Origin of the sequence: Streptomyces sp. NPDC014727 (assembly GCF_043083485.1) — a bacterium.
Classification (GTDB): Bacteria; Actinomycetota; Actinomycetes; order Streptomycetales; family Streptomycetaceae; genus Streptomyces.
In genome coordinates, this window is the sequence record NZ_JBIBYR010000003.1 from 22738 (window position 1) to 39139 (window position 16402).

General features: G+C 69.1%; 14 protein-coding genes and 1 pseudogene. 8 read left to right on the forward strand and 7 right to left on the reverse strand.

Features of this window, described 5'->3' with window-relative positions; all coding sequences use genetic code 11:
* Positions 1–45 precede the first annotated feature (45 nt).
* Positions 46–3090, reverse strand: a complete 3045-nt coding sequence (locus ACF1B9_RS06145) for a Tn3 family transposase (protein ID WP_391739362.1) — start codon at positions 3088–3090, stop codon at positions 46–48.
* Between the two features lie 462 nt (positions 3091–3552).
* The gene (locus ACF1B9_RS06150; RefSeq protein ID WP_391739363.1) at positions 3553–4482 is read right to left on the reverse strand and encodes an NAD(P)H-binding protein; all 930 of its coding nucleotides are present in this window, start codon (positions 4480–4482) and stop codon (positions 3553–3555) included.
* A 415-nt stretch (positions 4483–4897) separates the two neighbouring features.
* Between ACF1B9_RS06150 and ACF1B9_RS06155 the strand changes: the two genes are divergently transcribed.
* From ACF1B9_RS06155 to ACF1B9_RS06165, 3 genes are all read left to right on the forward strand, one after another.
* Complete coding sequence (locus ACF1B9_RS06155; protein WP_391739364.1) at positions 4898–5728, forward strand: hypothetical protein; 831 nt, start codon at positions 4898–4900, stop codon at positions 5726–5728.
* Complete coding sequence (locus ACF1B9_RS06160; RefSeq protein WP_391739365.1) at positions 5725–6990, forward strand: nucleotidyl transferase AbiEii/AbiGii toxin family protein; 1266 nt, start codon at positions 5725–5727, stop codon at positions 6988–6990. The genes ACF1B9_RS06155 and ACF1B9_RS06160 overlap by 4 nt, the downstream gene beginning before the upstream one ends.
* 295 nt (positions 6991–7285) lie before the next feature.
* Entirely contained in the window at positions 7286–7681 is a 396-nt protein-coding gene (locus ACF1B9_RS06165) for a GNAT family N-acetyltransferase (RefSeq protein ID WP_391739366.1), read from the forward strand.
* A gap of 547 nt (positions 7682–8228) precedes the next feature.
* Here ACF1B9_RS06165 and ACF1B9_RS06170 read toward each other — a convergent pair.
* A complete protein-coding gene (locus ACF1B9_RS06170; RefSeq protein WP_391739367.1) occupies positions 8229–8975 on the reverse strand; it encodes a GNAT family N-acetyltransferase in 747 nt (248 codons plus the stop codon).
* A 581-nt stretch (positions 8976–9556) separates the two neighbouring features.
* On the opposite strand from ACF1B9_RS06170, the pseudogene ACF1B9_RS06175 reads away from it, so the two are divergent.
* A pseudogene (locus tag ACF1B9_RS06175) lies at positions 9557–10108 on the forward strand (IS5/IS1182 family transposase); the annotation flags it as partial.
* Positions 10109–10311: 203 nt separating this feature from the next.
* Positions 10312–10722 (forward strand): VOC family protein, encoded by a 411-nt coding sequence (locus tag ACF1B9_RS06180; protein WP_391739368.1) that lies wholly within the window; start codon positions 10312–10314, stop codon positions 10720–10722.
* A 355-nt stretch (positions 10723–11077) separates the two neighbouring features.
* Here ACF1B9_RS06180 and ACF1B9_RS06185 read toward each other — a convergent pair whose 3' ends face one another.
* A complete protein-coding gene (locus tag ACF1B9_RS06185; RefSeq protein ID WP_391739369.1) occupies positions 11078–11830 on the reverse strand; it encodes a hypothetical protein in 753 nt (250 codons plus the stop codon).
* A 459-nt stretch (positions 11831–12289) separates the two neighbouring features.
* Between ACF1B9_RS06185 and ACF1B9_RS06190 the strand changes: the two genes are divergently transcribed.
* Together ACF1B9_RS06190 and ACF1B9_RS06195 are read left to right on the forward strand one after the other, a co-directional pair.
* Positions 12290–12697 (forward strand): hypothetical protein, encoded by a 408-nt coding sequence (locus ACF1B9_RS06190; RefSeq protein ID WP_391739370.1) that lies wholly within the window; start codon positions 12290–12292, stop codon positions 12695–12697.
* Between the two features lie 238 nt (positions 12698–12935).
* On the forward strand, positions 12936–13181 hold the full coding sequence (locus tag ACF1B9_RS06195) for a hypothetical protein (protein ID WP_376278112.1): 246 nt from the start codon (positions 12936–12938) through the stop codon (positions 13179–13181).
* Positions 13182–13233: 52 nt separating this feature from the next.
* Here the strand turns inward: ACF1B9_RS06195 and ACF1B9_RS06200 are convergent, their stop codons facing one another.
* From ACF1B9_RS06200 to ACF1B9_RS06210, 3 genes are all read right to left on the reverse strand, one after another.
* Positions 13234–13428, reverse strand: a complete 195-nt coding sequence (locus ACF1B9_RS06200; protein ID WP_391739371.1) for a hypothetical protein — start codon at positions 13426–13428, stop codon at positions 13234–13236.
* 291 nt (positions 13429–13719) lie between these two features.
* Positions 13720–14448: an SDR family oxidoreductase gene (locus ACF1B9_RS06205; RefSeq protein WP_391739372.1), complete on the reverse strand. Its 729-nt coding sequence runs from the start codon at positions 14446–14448 to the stop codon at positions 13720–13722.
* A gap of 134 nt (positions 14449–14582) precedes the next feature.
* Positions 14583–15503, reverse strand: a complete 921-nt coding sequence (locus ACF1B9_RS06210) for an SDR family oxidoreductase (protein ID WP_391739373.1) — start codon at positions 15501–15503, stop codon at positions 14583–14585.
* A 133-nt stretch (positions 15504–15636) separates the two neighbouring features.
* Between ACF1B9_RS06210 and ACF1B9_RS06215 the strand changes: the two genes are divergently transcribed.
* Positions 15637–16392 carry an enoyl-CoA hydratase family protein gene (locus ACF1B9_RS06215; RefSeq protein WP_391739374.1) on the forward strand — a complete coding sequence of 252 codons (756 nt, stop codon included), beginning with the start codon at positions 15637–15639 and terminating at the stop codon, positions 16390–16392.
* The last annotated feature ends 10 nt before the right edge of the window (positions 16393–16402 follow it).

Sequence of the window (16402 nt, forward strand, 5' to 3'; positions counted from 1 at the left end):
CGGTTAACGATTCAGCCGCCCGCCAGCGACATCGGGGACAGGTCTTCAGGATGCCGACCCGGCCGCACCCTCTGGCGCCGGTTCGGGAGTCCGCGTATCGGGTGCGGTACGGGGGCCGGGCACCATGGACACCACGGCGGCGAGGGCGAGGTGCGAGTTCATGTCCAGCTCGAACCGGCCATAGGGGTTCACGTGGGTCCAGAACAGTGGGGACAGGGCCCGCCGGTCGGCGTCGGTGAGTCGCTTCTGCCACTTCTCCTCGCTCAGGGTGTCCTGGAGCAGCAGGGTGTTGACATGCACCAGAGCGGACTGGAGCAGGTGCAAGGCGAGCATGGAGACCTCCTGGGACTCCTTGTCGGAGCCGGTCAGGTCGCCGTCCTTGCCGTAGAACAGGTCGTGGTTGGCGGAGTTCCAGTTCTCCACGACCTGGAGGCCGTTGTTGATCTCGCGGCGCAGGTCGGCGTCGGCGAGGTAGTCACAGATGAACGCCGTACGCACCGTCCGCCCGAGTTCCTCGATCGCGCGGTAGGTGGGGTGCTTGGGCCCGCCGCGGGTGAAGCGGCGCAGGACCTGCTCGGCCTCGGCGGTGCCCAGGCGCAGGGCGGTGGTGTACTTCACGATCTGGTCGTACTGCTGGCGGATCAGGTCCCAGTCGATCGTTTTGGTCGACAGCACCGGCGCCAGGTTCGGCCACTTCTCATCCTGACCAGCCGCCGGCCGGTACAGCCGCGCCGAGCCGACGTTCTTCAGCCTGGGCAGCAGGTTGAAGCCGAGCATGTGGGCGAAGGCGAACCCGACGATGGAAGCGCCGTGCGTGTCGGTGTACTGCCGGTCGATTTCCACGTCCGTGCAGTGCCGCAGCACACCCTCGATCATCGCGGCGACCTCGGAGGCCGAGCACGACTTGAGCTGGCTGTAGACGCACAGCGACTTCTTCTCGACGTGCCAGTAGATCATCACCCCGGGCCCGCGGTACCGCTGGTGCCACTCGGTCATGAAGTTGCTGGACCAGGAGCCGAACCTCTTGGAATCGCTCGCGCACGCGGTGCCCTCGCCCCACCACGCCGCATCGCGGGCGGCGAAGGTGGCGTTGACCAGCCGCACCAGCGCCGCGCGCAGGTTGGTCCGGTTGACAAACAGGTGCCGCACCCGGCGCAGGACGGCCTCGCTCTCGCCGTGCTTGCCGGTGACCGCGACCCGCTTGATGCCCATGTTCGTGCCCAGGGCGAACAGCACCAGCAGCAGCCGGCGCCGCAGCACCGCCTTCGGGACCGCCTCCCTGGTGGCGACCGAGGTGAACTCACCGGTGAAGCCGGTGGCGAACTCGGCCTCCTTGAGGATGTCGATCAGGTCGATGGTGCCCCAGCGGCGTTCGATCTCCGCCTTCAGGGCGACGAGGTTCTCCGGCTCCTCCTGCTTACCCAACGGCGAGACCTTGATCCACGGCTCGCCGTGCTTCCTGACGATGTCCACCCCGCCCGTGGTCCCCAGCTCCAGCGCGGTGTCAAAGCGAGTCAGGGCCTCGCGCAGCCGCTTCTGAAGGGCCTCGATGAACTTCTCCGGGTCCTGCGGCTGGCGGATCGCGTCGTAGTGCACATCGCGGTTGTCCTCGAAGTCCGGCGGCAGATCGTCCTCCGGGTTCCGCCACCGGTTCGCGCCCGGCACCCAGATCTCGCGGCGCCGCAGCGCGTCCCGCAGCGCCACGAGCACGCACAGCTCGTACGGGATGCGCTCGACCCGGCTCCGCTCATCCACTACCGCCTTGCGCCACTCCTCGCGTACCACCCCGCCCAGCGGGATCCTCTCTGCCTCGTCGAAGAACGCCCCCTCCTTGGCGAGGGGCTGGTCCAGATACCGCTTGAGCAGGTCGATGGCGTCCATCACCGGCCGGTAGGCGGTGTTATTGCACTTCAGTTCCAGCGCGTTCAGCAGCGGCGAGAGCATCCGCCGCCAGTGGTTGGAGTATGACGAGCGCAGCACCGTACGCACCCGGGCCCGGTAGCGGGCCTCGTTCGCCGCGGCCTCCGCGGCGAGGGCCTTCAGTGTGGACTCCCCGGCCACTGGATAGATCACCTTGCGGACCGTGCCGCTCGGCTCGGCGACCGCCGCCTCCGCCAGCCGCAGCAGGATGCCCTCCTTGCCACGGACCCGCTTCATCTCCTTGTTGAACTCGCCCTCGACCTTCTTTTCCGCGCGCGTGTTGATCTTCTGCACGAGCTGGATGAACAGCTCCACCAGCGAGTCGGTGATCTCCGTCGCCCGTACGTGGCACAGCGTCGACAGCAGCGTGTACCGCACCGGCCCGGCCGCAGCGCGCAGGTCCGAGGGGTACTCCTTCGCCGCCCGCGCCCGCCAGGCCGCCACCAGCTTCTCCGACACGTCCGCGAACAGCTCCGGCGGAAGCTTTAGCCCGCGCACCCGCTGGAGCTTGTTCACCTCGGCCAGCAGGCTGTCCAGCCCCAGCGCGCCCGGGTCCGCCTTCAGCTCGGTGAAGAAGGTGCCCCCGCCGCCCGCGCTCTCCTCGTCCGCTCCGGCGTCCTCGGCGATCAGGTCGTCCAGCCGGGACCGGGTCGCCGCCGACAGCCTGCTCACGGTGGTCGCGCAGAACCGTTCCTCGAAGGTGCTGACCGCCTTGCCCACGAGCCGGGCGATCTGTCCTGGGGCTGGCGGCTCCAGCCGGTCCTTGCGGCAGCGGGCCACCACCGCCTCCGCGAGCCGGTCGCGGTTCAGCTCCACCCCGCACAGCTCGACCGCCAGCCACTCGGCGTGCTGGGCCTGGTCGTCCTCGGAGCACTCACGGAAGCCAAACGCTCCCCGGACCTCCATCCGGTGCCGCTTGATCGCCCGCCCCGACCAGTCGTACGCGGCCCACTCCTCCGCAGACACCTTCACCTGCTGGGCGACGTACGACACCGCCAGCACCGGGATCTCCCCGGCGTCCTCCGGGAACCGGGCCTCCACCTCGAAGAACTTCAGCAACAGCGCGAACCCCAACCGGTTCGCCCCCGACTTGTTCCGCAGCCGCTCCTGGTCCTCCTCCAGCAGCGTCCAGACCTCGATCAGGTCCTCCGGCTCCCACTCCTGCCGCACCCCGCGCTCCCTCCGGTCGTCATGACCGGACCAACCTCGCCGAGCACAGCCCCCGATGGGCCCAGAAGATCAAAAACCCTGACAAGCGCACCCCAGATCCGCTACAGAGAGCTACTTGTCACTTCGCCGTAGCCTCGGGAGAACAGGGCCGGTACGTGTGGGTCCTGGCCCGGACATCGACCGCCGTCCTGCGGCCCCAGTTGCACTCCGCCGACTGCACTGCGGAACAAGCGTTTCGTAGCGCACGCGGCCTGCGCCGTACGGGCGGTCCTTGCCGTCGGTTCGTCGTGATTGCCAGGTCAAGCAGTTCGTCATTCACGGGCCGGGTCCTTTCGGGGCGGTGTCGGCATGAGAACCCGATCCGGCGTCCGTGTGGCGGCCGGCCCCATGCACGACGGCCCGTCGGCGCCTCCAACGGGTCAGCCCGTAACACGCTCGACAACGAACGACGAGGAGGTGACTTCAGGGGCTGAACAGCCCGGGGTTCTCGCGGACGTAATCGGCCACTCCCGACGGAGGCCGCCCGGTGACCTGCTCGACCCCGTCCGCCTTGCGGTCGTAGCGATTCTCCGCGTGAAGGCGAGCCATGGTGGAGATGTGCTGGAAGACGTGGTCGGCCAGCCGCAACGGCCTGAGATCGTCGTCGATCCATTCCTGCAAGGGGACGTCGATGTAGCCGACCTGTCGGCCCAGGACTGCGGAGACCTCCGCCGCCATGGCCGCGACGTCCTGCGACCGCGGGCCGGTCAGCTCATAGATCCGGCCGACGTGCGGGGCAGGATCGGCCAGGATCTCCCCCACGACCGCAGCGACATCCCTGGCCGCCACAGGGGAAGTCTTCGCCCGGCCGAAGGGCAGCCTGATGCTTCCGTACTTCACGATCGAGGAAAAGCCCACACGGAACAGCGGGTTCTCCATGAACACGGTGGGCCTGACCTGGACGACGGGCAGGCCCGACCAGCCGAGGACCTGCTCCACCAGCCACTGCTGCCGCTGCTGCACGGACTCGGAGGTGCTGGTGAGGTGCATCTCGGAGACAGTCAACTGCGACATGTTCACGAACACTTCCAGGGACCCGTACGCACGCGTGACGGCCGCCACCGTCACCGCGGCCTCCAGATACTGCGCCGACACGCTCATGCCGAAGTACATACGTCCACAACCGGCCAGGGCGTCAGCGACGTCGCCCGCGCGCGTGAGGTCGCCGACGACGGTCTCGGCGCCCGTCGCGCGCAGCGCCTCCGCCCGCTCGTCATCGCGGTGCACCATGGCCCGGACGGGCAGGCCCCGACGTCGAAGGCCTTCGACCACGGAGCGCCCGACGCCGCCGACACTGCCCGCCGCGCCTGTCACCAGAATGGGTAGCGCACTGGCTTCCGGGGTGCGGTCCATAGGTGCAGCTTGTGACGCGTACGACCAGGGCGCAACCGGAGCCCGCAGAACCGTAGGCACCGCGACATCGGTCGTCGCCACGGACTTTCGTGGCATGCGCCTCGGACGGATCATCACAGCCGACGGAGGACGTCGCCTCGTCGCCGTGCAGCCGCAGGGCCGGCCTGATGTCCCCCCGAGTGGTTGCCGGGGGCATATCGGCTGCAGGCGCCGTCGGCTTCGCGCCGGTGCGGAGCCGGAGTTCCCGGCGGGTCCGCAGGCATCGACCCGGGTGGCGCCTTGAGTTGTGACGGTTTGCGTTCGTGATGCTGTGTGTTCGCGTCCTGCTCCGCGATCGAGGCGAGGGCCTTGTGGACCTGCCCGGCAGCGAGGGAAGCCGGGGCCGTTGTCAGTGGGGCCGTCTACTGTGCCGATCATGTCTGACGATCTGCGGAACGACGGCCTGCGGGCCGAACCCATGGCTGTGGATGAGTGGTTGCCGGATCCCGGGCTCCCGATGGTGCCGTTGGAGCCCGGGACGCGGAGGGGGGCAGCCGCGTACTGGGGAGCCCGCTCCCCTGTCGCCCTTCGTTCCGCCGACGAACTCGACACCGGGGCCGGGGAGAAGCACTTCACCGGGGACTTCGAGATCCATCTGACGGTACGTCTGCGCGAGAGGGAAGAAGCGTCGTTGCTTCGCTTCGCGGAGCACAACGGGGTGAAGTACTCCCGAATCGTCCTGGATAGGGGGAAGACGCCGGACCAACCGATGCTCACCACCACCGGCCGTGGGACTTTGGCCCTGCAACGGGCCACTGCCGGAGGGCGCGTGGAACAACTGCGCAGTGAGGGCTTCGAGGTCGCACGTGTGAAGATCGAGGCGGCACCATGGAACAAGGACGTGCCGCAGACAACCCGGGAGGCTGCGGCGCTCCCGCCGCAGTGCTACTTCGAGCACCATGTGAAGCTGGCGCTGACCGATGTCGATCAGGTGGCAGCCGTACGGGAGCTGTGCGCGCCCCACGCGGCGCACGTCTCCCGCAATGCCCGCCGTCCACTCAGCGGGGGCCGCCACGAGCGCTTCGTCACGCAACGCTGCCGACCGGTCGGCCGTCCTGCTGCTCGCGCGCGACTGGACGCCCTGCTGGCATCGCTCGCCGACGCCGGGTTCTCGGCCGTGGAGGTCGAGGAGGAGTTCGTTGTGCACGACGACAACCTCCTCATGGACGAAGGCTGGATGGTCGCGGACGGGAGCGGTGCCGCATGACGAAGAGCGATCGGAACCGTCCGACTCCCCCGGCACCGAAGGAGGCGATCGAGGGCTGGGAACCACCGCCGGAGGAGTTCGACCGTCGATCGCGGGCCGGGGAGCCGGAGTTCGCGGACCCGGCACAGGCCGTACGCTGGCGGACCGCCCGCCGGGCGGCGATCGATCACGTGCTCGCTCTGATCGCCGGATCCTGGTGGAGCGACAGTCTGGTACTGCGGGGCAGCCTGCCGCTACAGGCATGGGCCGGTGAGCCGGCCCGGGAGCCGGCTGACCTCGACTGGGTGGTGGTTGGCGACATGCTCAACACGGGCTGGCAGTATGGAAACCTCATCGACCTGACCCGCACCTGGCCCGCCGTGGTGGACGCGCTGGAGCCAGCTGACGATGCGCACGGCATTCAGGGGACCTGGGATGCGAGGCAGCCGTCGTCGGACCTGAAGCGGCTGCTGGAGGCCGCCTCGACGGACGGGGAAGCCGAATCCTTGTACGGGGACCTGCTTGAGCGGATCAGGGAACGACCCGAGGCACCGGGCGGCGTGCTGCTCGACGCCGATCAGGCGTACGCGGAGTCGAGCGACGGGGGATGGTCGTACCACGGGCCGGGGGTGCGGCTGGAAGTGCCCTGGCGGGCATTCGGGTTGCCGCCCGGCCGGATACGCGTGGACTTCGCCACCGACGACATGTTCTCCGATCCGCCGGAGTTGGCGGCCTTGCCGGTCGGCTGCGGCGAACCACCCGCCGTGGTCCAGACGGCCAGCCGGGAACTGTCGCTTGCCTGGAAGATCCTCTGGCTGCAAGTCGAGTCCGAGGAGGACGGCGGCGCCCAGGGCAAGGACCTCTACGACGCCGTCCTCCTGGCCGAGGACAGCCGTACCAGGCTGTCCACGAGTCTCCTGGAAGACGTCTTGTCCGGCGGATACGGCCACACAGACGCCAATGGGCTCGACCCGGACCGGGTACGCCAATGGCCAATGGCATGGGGGCAGTTCCAAACCGAGTATCCCTGGGTGCAGGGGAGCGCGGAGGAATGGTTGTCCCGCTTGACCGCGGCACTCACTTCGATGTTCGCGGCGGCGGTACCCACAACGACCGATCTCGAGGTCGGCGACTCGGTGACAATCAGCGGTGGCCCCTTTGCCACCTTCCAGGCAATCGTCAACGAGGTCAGTCCGCACTCGAAAAGGGCCAGGGTTCTGGTCCATGCGTTCCACCGGGAGACCACGGTCGACCTCTCCTTCGACCAAGTGCGGAAGAATTGATGAGGTGGGCACCGGACGTGTTCCTGGCTCACGCCCAGGGCCGCGAGTTCCGTGTGACCGATGGCTTCAAGTCGGTGCCCATGACCACACATCCGCCATCCCCCAGGGCTGTCGCCGGACGGATCCTCCGCCGCCCCGAACTCTTTCCGAGATCGAACAGCTCCAGCTCAAGAACGCCCGAGCCCGCCGCCCAGGGCCGGATGCCCTCACCTGCTACGTCCGACCCTTCGCGACCAGGCTCTCCCGGCTCCGCAATCGGGTCGACGCCGGGCTCGGCCGGGACTTACGATCGGGCGTGGCGATCAAGTACGTGTGGCGCGGCGACTTCGACAACACTTCACTCAACGCGCTGCACGCCGACGGCTTCGGTCACCCGGTCGCTCGGACCGACTGGCGGGCACGACTCGAACGCCACAGCCTCGGCTGGGTCTGCGCCTGGGAAGACGACTCCCTGATCGGCTTCGTCAACGTTGTCTGGGACGGCGGAGCCCATGCTTTCATCCTGGACACGGTGGTCGCTCGGCATCGCCAGGCAAAAGGAATCGGTGCCGGGCTCGTTGCGATCGCAGCAGACGAAGCCCGTGCCGCGAAGTGCGCGTGGCTTCACGTCGACTTCGAGGACCACCTGCGTCCGTTCTATTTCGATGCCTGTGGCTTCAAAGCGACGACAGCCGGACTGATCGCGCTGTAGCGCGGCAATACCAGCCCTCGATCTTCTGTACACGACCAGGCGCGGAGCAACGGTATCTCCTACGAACTCCGCCCGACCTCAGCTGTCACGGAGCGTGGCCTCGCCACAGAAGTTTGCCTGTACGTGGCGGCCGGCGCGTCGTTGCTCGGCCGTGAGCCCTCGGCCAGGAACCACCCGATCGGCTGCAGGCAGGGGCCTCCGTCCGCACGCCAGAGGTGATCGTGCCGGCCTTCGCGTTGGCGCGCAGCAGGCGGTCGGGCGCCTGGGCCTCCGGGCCGAGCGCCGGTGCTGCCGGGCCGCCCGGTGAATGGGCGGCCCGGCGGAGCGCGGCGGACCGGCTCGGCAACGACGTGTCCGATCCCCGCACCCACGCCCTGGCGTGGTCGCACTGGCGCGGACACCACCAAGCCGTCTCGCAACGCTCCCCTACGGAAAGAGAGGCATTGCAGGAATCGAAATCCCACTGGAGTACCGGATCACCGGCCCATCGGCGGCGTCCCGGACGTTCGTCGGACTCGACTGCCTTGAAACGCCGTGGCCCCGATCCCTATGGCACTACGACAGTCAGTGATGTGTCGATCAACTGGAAGCCGAGCTTCTCGTAGACGCGGCGGGCCGGATTCGCATCACTCACGGCAAGCGAGACCTCGGCCAACCCGTCGGCCGCAGCCACACCGAGCACCCGTCGCAACAGATCGGCACCAAGGCCCTTGTAGCAGGCTTCGGGGCGGCGGAATACGTCCGCAATCCATGGCCGACCGTCACGGTCGGTGAGGATCGCCCCAGCGACAACGCGGTCCGTCTCGTCCACCACCAGGGCACTGCATGGAAGGACCGGCCCGAGGACGGAGCCCGCCAGCATCGGTTTCAGGAGCTCGTTCAGGGCTTCTTCGTCGCTGCCACGGTGATGGTCCGGATGACCGGCAGGAAAGGCGGCTCGCCACGCCGGGAACACGGCGCCGGCATCACGGTCGCAAGGGACTGCCCGCAGTCCCTTGCCCAAGACCCGCGAGGACCAGTCGGTCGGCGGCGGGCATCCGACCAAGTCTCTCCGCATCTCGTGGGCGTGTCTCATCACCCGTCCACCACGGCGCAGCAGGTGCTCGCCGAGCTCCATAGATCCCGAGACCGCCCATCCGGACATGCCGGAGACGATGGTGTCCACCGGGTCGGGGCCGACCACTTCGACCAGGTCCGCCCACGGGTGCCCCTCGCGAACACCCTGCTGATAGGTCAGGACCGGCACTCCCTGCCGATTGGTCAGGGTCTGGCGCTGCTCGTCGTTCTCAGTCACTCGTCATCCTTGATAGACCGCATGTACCTCGGTGCGGCATTCTCCGGTTCCGCATTCGGCATGGCAACAGAATTCCGCAGTTCACACGCCTGCACGACAGCTCGATGGTCTGCAAACCGCAGCAGCGGGGCAGATCACCGCCAAGGCCCGGGATCCGCCCCAGCAGCCCCGCTGAACTTCCAGGCAGTGGCTACCCGCTGCACCGTGAGTTGCGTCGAAAGCCCGGATGCGGTGTGCACCGCCACCACTCGGACAGAACCAGGCCCCGCTCGGCCACGGCAGGCCCAGAAGTCATGGCCCCCCTTCGCACGCCGACCGCCCCGCCCCGGGAAACACGCACACCCGACCGTTGGCTCGCGGGCCCCGCACGCCTCCCCTTCGGCAGCCGTGCGGGTCCCGCGTACTCACCGTGCGCGACACACAGGAAGAACCAGCGGCGCGCGGAAGGGCCCCGGACCGAACCGACGATGCTGTTGGGTTAATCCGGGGCATGGCGTGACGTCTGCCTTCGAGACCCGGTTGTGGTCTTGAAGGCCGACGTTGTCGTATGGGGTGGGTGCGGATGTCGATGCAGCCGAAGGGATCCGGGGAGATCCCGGCGGAGCGGGTTCCGGGACCGGCTGGTGGAGGCTGACGCCGGGCGGCGGGTGCTGGACGGCATCCTGGTCGCGGCCCGGGAGAAGGGTCTGCTGAAGACGGCGGGCCGAGCCCGCACTGACGCCACGCATGTGCTGTCGTCGGTGCGGGAGCTGTCGTGGTTGGAGATGGTGGCCGAGACCCTGCGATCCGCGCTCGACGCACTTGCCCAGGCTGCCCCGGACTGGCTGGTGGGTGTCGCGGAGCCGGACTGGTTCAGGCACTACGCCACCAGGGCCGAGGACTCCCGGTTCCCCAAGGCTCGCGCCAGGCGCGATGAGGTGGGCTTACGGGTCGGTCGTGACGGGATGCTTCTGCTTGAGGCGGTCTTCGCCGCTGACGCACCGCCTGGCCTGGGCACCCTGACGGAGGTGGAGACCTTGCGGCAGATGTGGGTCCAGCACTTCCACCTGGTGGAGGGCGAGGTGAGGCGGCGGGACCCAAAAGACCGCCCGCCGGGCACGTTGCGCCTGGTCACCCCCTATGACACCGAGGCCGGCAGGGCTGCTCCGAGCCGGACCGGCCGGGCCTGCCATGGGGGTCGGTGCCAATGGCGCGGGAGAGGCATGTCCGGGCACATGCCGATGAACCGGACGCCGCGGCCGAGCACGGAGAGGCGACCGGATGAGGCGAACCAGGTGGCCGCATCGATCAGGAATCGAGAAGCGCGGGTCACAGAGTCGCACCTAGCATGATCTCCATGGACATCACCATTCACACGAGCGTTCTTCCGCACGACGACCCGGACGCGTCCCTGGCCTTCTACCGCGACATCCTCGGCTTCGAGGTCCGCAGCGATGTCGGACAGGGCAAGATGCGCTGGATCACGGTCGGTCCCGCCGGCCAGCCCGACACGTCCATCCTCCTGGCACCGCCGGCCGTCGACCCCGGAGTCACCGAGGACGAGCGCCGCACCATCACCGAGATGATGGCCAAGGGCACCTACGGCTGGATCCTGCTGGCCACCCGGGACCTCGACGGCACCTTCGAGAGGGTCCAGGCCGACAACGCCGAGGTCGTCCAGGAGCCGACCGAACAGCCCTACGGCATCCGCGACTGCGCCTTCCGTGACCCCGCGGGCAACCTGGTCCGCATCCAGGAACTCCGCTGAGCCGCCCAACGGCATGCCACCCAGCACCTACCGCCGGCACGCGATGAGTTCCGCGGCGGGGATACCGCCATGCGTGGCAAAACACGTGACCAGACCGGTCAGGAACCAACAAGCGCCGACCACCGAGCTGCAACCGGCTTGACGACCAAGACATCCACCAACCCGGTCACCCTCCACTCGGCCGGCCTCACGACCAACCAGTCACCAGGGCGCGCTCGATCCGCCCGGTCCACCGGTCGGGTCCCGGTCGAACAGCATGTGCCACCACCAGCAGCAGAACCCGCCGGCTGCAGAGCCCACCGGCTCGCGACATCCCTGTGGCAGCCGGCCGGACGTGGCCGTGCCACCATCCGGTTCATCGATACGCCCGGCCCCGCACATAGGCGATGACGAGGGCAACAGCGGTGACGGCGCACACCAGCATGCCGAGGGCCAGGAAGGCGTAGCCCGCCTCGCTGATACCCGGTTCGGAGGTCTGTACCGCGGTCATGCCGTTGCCGACGGAGATCCGGTGTTCCTTGTCCGGGTGGGCGACGATGTAGAGGACCATGGCGGCGACGGCCGCCACGCACACCACCACCCCGGCCAGCGGCCAGGCGCCCGCTCTGCCGTACCAGGGGACCTTGGGGACCAGAGCGACATGCGGGCACCGCGTCAGCAGCGCACGCCCCAGATCAGCAGGGCGCTCGGCCAACCCGTCCGCCCGGAGCCGTCGGCCGTCGTCCAAGCCGATCACGCAACGGTGTCCATTCCCCAGCCGGGCTGCGAGGGCGTTGACGGATTCGCCATCGACGTGGAGCGAGGTGACACGGTCCCAGGACCAGCCCGACACCCCGCGCCCGGACCCGTGGACCAGCCCGCCCTCCCGCACCTCGAAGTACTCCCCCGGCTCGCCGCGCACCGCCCGGACGACCTGGGTCACCGCCACGCCCATGGCGCCCAGCGCCACACCGAGCAACAGCCCGATCGCCTTGTTGCTGCCGGCCGACCCGTCGCCTGTCGCGGATATGCCCCACACGCCCAGCCAGCCGCAGGGGACGGCTATGAGCAGGGCCCAGCCAGCGTTCACCCACCGCTTGCGGTGGTCGACCGCGTGCCGGCTGACCACGGGGCCGAGCTCCTCGAAAGCGTTTGCTCCCTCGATTTCCATCACTGCGCAAGTCAAACACCAGGCGTGGCCGGCCTCAAGATCCAGGCGATACAGTTCGGTTGCTGTCGAACGGAAGAGCTCGGAGGACCTCGGGATCACGGGCTGCCGCTCAGGCGGCTGGGGGCGCCCGCCTGTCCGGCACCCGGGCGATGAGATCTGCGTGTCCGATCGGTCCACAGAACGGGCCGGTGGCGAAATCGCGCGCCGGTGCGCTGGTTGACAAGGTTGACACGGCGCCGGGCGGATCACTCATGCCGTCCCGGCGGAACAGGGGGGTCGAGGCCTTCCCCGACTGCGAACCGAGACGTGCCTGGATCCGTTCGACGTCGGGTACGTCCAGTCGTCTGGCGATCACGAGGGAGAGCGACAGCCAGGCTACATCTGGGATCTGCGGCCGTCCCCGCCCGGCTCCGCCCGTTGGGCCGGGAGACCGGCCGGCTCACGCTGGCGCAACCACTTCCCCTGCATGTCGGAGAGCGTGTCCTGCTGCGCGACCCCGGTATGTACCGGATCGTCGCCGGAGCGACGATCCTCGAAACGAGGTCCGCGCCCCTGCGTCGCCGCGGCGCGGCAACCGCGCGTGCCGTGGAACTCTCGTCACTGCCACAAACCCCCGACTGCGCGCGGTACATGCGGCTGCACCACTGCGCCAAGCGGTCCGATCTGCTGGAAGCCGGCCTGCTGCGGCCCGGTGCCGAGCCTCCCCCGACGACCAGGAGAGTCGGGGGCTGGGTGATCCACAACAACCTCTGGGAATCGTGGCGCCAGCGGCGGCTGCGCACCGGAGGGCCGGCGGCCTTCGGACCGTACGGATCCGACGGGTGAGCGACCTCGGGCGTGAGCCGTTCCCGATCCGAAACGCTCAGTACCGGGGCCGCCGTCACGCTCGTGATCAGGCGTGTCCCCTGGAAAATGCCGACCTCCCTGAGACTCTTCCGGCGCCCGGGACACCTTCGCCGCGGCCGGACCGGGCCACTGCGCCACCCGGACCTCGCGCCGGCCCCGTCCACGCGCGTCCGGTCATCGGGATGCGTCGGTCGGCTGTGCGGGACACCATGGGGGAATGGCGACAGCACCCATCACCGTCCATGCGCCGACCCCGTCCGGCGGGCGCCCCGTGACGGTGCACATCAACAACCGTGAGGAGAGACTCGGCCTCGCTCACAGCGACCACGACCTCGTCGTCTTTCTCGCCGATGCCGGAATGGCGGATCCGGAACGGATCCTCGACAACCCCGCCGTGGTCCGATGGACAGGCGCCGAGGCCCATCGGTACGAGTCCCCCGCGCAGCGGTCCGACCCCGGCTGAGCACCGGCCGAGCGGTCCCGGTCCGCTACGGCACCTTCCCGTCGGCGCCGCTCTACCGATCATGTACCGGGACGGAGTGGCCCTCGGAGTAGTCATTGACCCATCCGCACCCCGCGCAGGCGTAGCGGCCGTCGAGTCCCGCGATGTGGGTGCCGCAGCGGGAACAGTCCATATAGGTGATCACTGGCTGGTGGGCAGGCAACCGGTCACCGGAGCGGCTTCGAGCTGTGGGGCGTTCGTCAGCCATGGTCCGAGGCTACCGAAGCAGCGCCACCCCTGACCCCGGAAGACCAGCCGCAACGGCCGGAGCATGCCTCCCGGCTTCCCGAGGCCGTACACCCGTGGCACACCGGTCCGTGAGGGCCCCGCCCGGTCCCGCACGGGGCCGTCCGGCGTGCACCGCGCGGTGGAATCGGGTATCGGAACTGTCTGAATGCCTGCGGTCCGGGGCCCATGTGCCGCCCCGGCCGCCGGTGCCGGTTGCCGTGCGTGGACGTGTATGACGTGGACGTGTATGACGTGGACGTGTCCGGAGCGGTCAGACCTGTTCGAAGTGGAACGCTTTGATGAAGCAGTCGCGGGGTTGGGCGACCGCGAAGAGGATGCACCCCACGAGTGACTGCGCGGTGAGGGCGTCCTTGGCCTCGCGCGGTGTGGTCTCCCACTCCTCGGACAGCGGGTCAGGGTTGTCGAAGTCGGGTGGGTAGAGGGAGATCACCCGTACTCCCTGGGGCCGCAGGCGCTTGGAGAGGATCTCGGTGAAGCCTGCCTGGGCGCTCTTGGCCGCGTAGAAGGCGTCGTGTGCGTCCGAGCGCTGATGACCAGCTGTTCCGCAGGCGGAGACCATGGTCACCACATCGGGTCTGTCCGAGTTGAGCAGGAGAGGGAGGAAGTTCTTCACGGTCAGGACGGTTCCTGTGGCGCCGGATGCGATGGTGTCGACGACATCGGTGTCCGAGGCGGACGCGAGGTCCGGGCCTCCGAGGTAGCGGGAGCCGTTGTTGATCAGCACGTCGATGTGATCGGTGTGTCGGGCGACGCCAGCAGCGAAGTCGCGGACAGAGGCAGGGTCCGTCAGGTCGCAAGCGAACGCGTGGACCTGCTGGTGCCCTCGGTCGCGAATCTCGTCACGGACACGCTCAGCGGCGGCGAGAGTGCGCGCGGAGAGGAAGACCTCGGCGCCGAGGTCCGCAAAACGGATGGCCAGAGTGCGGCCGAAATCGCGGCCGGCGGCGGTGATGACCACTCGGTGGTCGTCGAGTCGCATGGGGGTACTCCTGATTCATGGGATCGGATGTTGCGGTGGAGTGCGGATACTGACCTCGGCAGCGTAGGCGGCCCAGTATCCGCCGCCCGCCCGCTGCCACCAGGCCGGCGGGCGGCGACGACGTCCCGGTCGCGTCAGCGGGCGCCGTACACCGGCTGGGGCGTCTCGGACGCGGCGAGCAGCTCGGCCGCCGCCGCCCCGGCCTCGGCCGGGCTCCAGCGGGCACCCTTGTCGACGGTGGGGCCCGGCCGCCAGCCCTCCATCACGGTGATCCGGCCGGCCTCGGCCTCGAAGACCCGGCCGGTCACCCCGGCGCATGCCGCCGATCCCAGCCAGACGACGAGCGGCGACACGTTCTCCGGGGCCATCGCGTCGAATCCGCCATCTCCGGGCGCCGCCATGGACTCGGCGAAGGTCTGCTCGGTCATCCGGGTGCGGGCGGCCGGGGCGATCGCGTTGACCTGGACCCCGTAACGGCCCATCTCGGCGGCGGCCACCAGTGTCAGGCCGACGATTCCGGCCTTTGCCGCGGAGTAGTTGCCCTGGCCGACACTGCCCGACAGCCCTGCCCCCGAGCTGGTGTTGACCACACGGGCCTCGGGGAGCCGGCCTGCCCTGGCCTCGGCGCGCCAGTGCGCCGCCGCGTGCTTGAGCGGCAGGAAATGCCCCTTGAGGTGGACGCGCATCACCGCGTCCCAGTCGTCCTCGTCCAGGTTCACGAGCATCCGGTCGCGGAGGAATCCGGCGTTGTTGACGAGGGTGTCCAGCCGGCCGAAGGAGTCGAGCGCGGTGGCGACGAGGGAGGCCGCGCCGTCGGTGGTGGCGATGTCGCCGCTGTGCGCGACGGCTTCACCGCCAAACGCACGGATCTCCTCGACGACCTGCTGCGCGGGACCGGTGCCCGCTCCGGAGCCGTCGAGGTCCACGCCGAGGTCGTTGACGACGACCCTGGCGCCCTCGGCGGCGAGGGCCAGGGCATGTGCGCGGCCGAGTCCGCGGCCGGCGCCGGTGACGACGGCGACGCGTCCGGCGCACAGGGCGGTCGGTGTGGTCATGTCGGGTGTCCTTCCGGTTGGGGCGGGAGCGGGGCGGCCGTACCGCTCAATGGCATGACGCTCTCCCGCGGCTTCCGCATCACTGCTACGTTTTACCTAACAAACATTTGGTGGAAAGGTAGCTGATCTGCTCATGGGTGTCTCCACCTCCGCCCCGGAAGAGGGCATCGCGGTCGTCACCGTGGACTTCCCCCCGGTCAACGCCCTCCCCGTGCAGGGCTGGTACGAGCTGGCGGCCGCAGTGCGTGCCGCCGGAGCCGACCCGAAGGTCCGGTGCGTGGTGCTCAGCGCCGAGGGCCGCGGCTTCAACGCGGGCGTGGACATCAAGGAGATGCAGCGCACGGCCGGGCACGAGGCGCTGATCGGCGCCAACCGGGGCTGCTACGAGGCGTTCGCCGCGGTCTACGAGTGCGAGGTTCCCGTGGTCGCCGCCGTACACGGCTTCTGCCTGGGCGGCGGCATCGGCCTGGTGGGCAACGCGGACGCCGTCGTGGCCAGCGACGACGCGACCTTCGGTCTCCCGGAGCTGGACCGCGGCGCACTCGGCGCGGCCACGCACCTCGCACGACTCGTCCCCCAGCACCTGATGCGGACCCTGTACTACACCTCGCGCACGGCGACGGCCGAGGAGTTGCACCGGCACGGCTCGGTGTGGCGGGTGGTCCCGCGCGACGGTCTCGCGGAGGCCGCCCTCGAACTCGCGCGTGAGATCTCCGCCAAGGACGGCAATCTGATCCGGCTGGCCAAGGCCGCCATCAACGGCATCGACCCGGTCGACGTACGCCGCAGCTACCGGTTCGAGCAGGGCTTCACCTTCGAGGCCAATCTCAGCGGCGTCGCCGACCGCGTGCGCGACACCTTCGGCACGGACAAGGAGCAGCAGGCGTGACACAGGACAA